The sequence below is a fragment of the Myxococcaceae bacterium JPH2 genome (assembly GCA_016458225.1).
Lineage (GTDB): Bacteria > Myxococcota > Myxococcia > Myxococcales > Myxococcaceae > Citreicoccus.
The window spans coordinates 1-2,680 of the sequence record JAEMGR010000078.1 but is presented as its reverse complement, the minus strand read 5'-3'; the positions used below and the strand labels follow the sequence as shown (position 1 = coordinate 2,680).

Sequence of the window (2,680 nt, the reverse complement as noted above, 5' to 3'; positions counted from 1 at the left end):
GGCGGCGGAGTTGGAGAGTGGCCGGCCGATGACGGGCACCGGCACCTCTGTTCCCTGCATGCGCCAGGTGGTGGCGAGGACGGTGGCCTCCGTGGGGCCGTAGCCATTGAACGCGCGCGTCCGCGTCGTCTCGGAGAGCGTTCGCCACAGGGACTCGTCCACGGCCTCTCCCGCGAGGACCATCAGTCGCGGGACGTGCGCGCGCGTCAGCAGCCCCGCTTGCAGGAGCAGCTTCGCCTGGGCCGGCGTGCAGCCCAAGACATCCACGTGCCCTTGCTCCAGCCACTCCAGCATCCGCTCGGGATCTCTCCGCGTCTCCTCGGACATGAGGTGGAGCGAGTGCCCATCGAGGAGCTGGACGAGGTGGTCCACGGAGACGTCGAAGTAGAGCGGCGCGTTGAAGGCGACGCGGAGCCCCGAGCGCTGTCCCTCGTACAGCGAGCGCGCCAGGGCCCGATGGATGTGAAGCACCGAGCGGTGCTGCACCATCACGCCCTTGGGCGTGCCCGTGGAGCCCGACGTGTAGATGACGTACGCGAGGTTCTCTGCGGTCGTGTGGTGCGTGAGGTCATCGGACGCCAGGGCCGCGATCTCCGGGCCCGCCGTATCCAAGTCCACGAGGTGCGCTTCGCCGAGTGGCCACGTCTCCAACAACCGCCGACGCGAGATGAGCACCGACGCGCCGCTGTCGCGAAGCAACAAGGCCGTGCGCTGCGTGGGCGCCGATGGATCCAACGGGACGTAGGCACCGCCCGCTTTGAGGATGCCGAGGATGGCGACCAGTGCATCGATGGAGCGCTCGACACAGAGCGCGACGGGGACCTCGGGGCCCACGCCGAGTCCTCGCAGGTACCGAGCGAGCTGGTTGGCTCGGGCGTTGAGCTGGAGGAAGGACACCGTCTCTTGCTCCGCGACGATGGCCACGGCATCGGGTGAGCGGGCCACTTGCTGCTCGAAGACTTGATGCAGGCAGGCGGTGCGCGGGAAGTAGGCCTCGGGTCCGGTGCCTTCCCGCATCAGCCAGGCTTGCTCGTCGGAGGTGAGCAGGGACAGGGAGCGCAGCGGCTGAGTCGGCGCGGCCACTGCGCCTTCGAGCAGTCGCTCGAAGTGGGTCATCCACCGTCGAGCGGTGGCCGCCTCGAAGAGGTCCGTGCTGAAGGTCAACACGCCCCGGTAACCGTCGGGGGCCCGAGAGAGCGAGAGGTTCAGCTCGAACAGCGTGGTGTCGCTCTCCATGTCCACGCCGCGCATCTTCAGCTCGGGCAGCGCCACTTCTCCGGCGGGCGCGTTCTGGAGCGAGAACATGGCCTGGAAGAGTGGCGTGCGGCCGAGGTCGCGAGCGGGCTGGAGTTCCTCGACGAGGCGCTCGAAGGGGATGTCCTGATGCTCGAAGGCGCCGAGGGTGGAGTCTCGGACTTGAGCCAGGAGGGAGCGGAAGGACGAGGCTGGCGAGAAGCGGGCGCGCAGGACGAGGGTGTTGACGAAGAAGCCGATGAGGGGCTCGGTCTCGGCGAGTCTGCGGTTGGCGATGGGCGAGCCGACGAGGACATCGTCCTGACCGCTGTAGCGGTGGAGCAGGGACTGGAAGGCGGCCAGCAACACCATGAAGGGTGTGGCACCTTCTCGCTGTGCCAGGGCTTCCAGCGCGGAAGCGAGCGCGACGGGCAGGTGGACGGGCAGCGCCTCACCCTTCGCGGAGAGCACCTTCGGGCGAACCTTGTCCGTGGGCAGTTCCAGCGCATGCGGTGCGCCCGCGAGTTCCTGCTTCCACCAGGCGAGCTGTGCGTCGAGTGCCTTCCCCTGGAGCCAGTCGCGCTGCCAGCGCGCGAAGTCCGCGTACTGGATGGGCAGCTCGGGCAGCGGCGAGGGGAGTCCTCTCGAGAAGGCGGCGTAGAGCGTGGCGACCTCGCGAACGAGGATGCCGGTGGACCAGCCATCGGACACAGTGTGGTGCACGTTGACGAGCAGCACGTGCTCCGTGGGTTCCAGGCGCATCAATGTGACGCGCATCAGGGGACCCTCGCTGAGCGAGAAGGCTTGACGCGCATCCCGTGTCGCGAGTCGAATGGCCTCGTCCTGGCGCTGGGCCTCGGGAATTCCACTGAGGTCGACGACCTTCAGCGGCAGTTCCGCGGCGGCGTGGATTCGCTGCCACGGCTGACCACTCTCTTCGTAGAAGGTGGTCCGCAAGGCGTCATGGCGCAGGCTCAGCGCCTCGAATGCCTTCTGGAGCGCGGCCACATCGAGCCGGCCTGACAAGCGCAGTGCTGCCGGGATGTTGTAGCGCGGGCTTCCAGGTTCGAGCTGATCCAGGAACCACAGTCGCTGCTGCGCGAACGACAGCGGGATGCGCTCCGTCCGAGGCGCACGGCGCAGCGGAGGCGGACGCACGTCCGAGACCTGGTCCTGCAGCCGCTCGGCGAACTGGGCGAGCGTGGGCGCTTCAAACAGCACCCGCACGCCCAGCTCGATTCCCATCTCCGAGCGCAGGCGCGCCATCAACTGTGTGGCCAGTAGCGAGTGGCCGCCCAGCTCGAAGAAGTTGTCGTGGCGCCCCACCGCGGGGATGCGAAGCACCGCGCGCCAGGACTCGGCCAGCCGCTCTTCCAGTCCCGAACGAGGCGGCTCGCGCTGAGTCGACGCGTGCGCATCCGTCATCTCCGGCGCAGGGAGCGCGCGA

General features: G+C 68.4%; 1 protein-coding gene. It reads right to left on the bottom strand.

All coding sequences use genetic code 11. The features are described 5' to 3' along the window. Positions 1–2,680, bottom strand: a 2,680-nt coding sequence (locus tag JGU66_36165) for an AMP-binding protein (GenBank protein MBJ6766211.1), incomplete at both ends; no start/stop codon positions are given.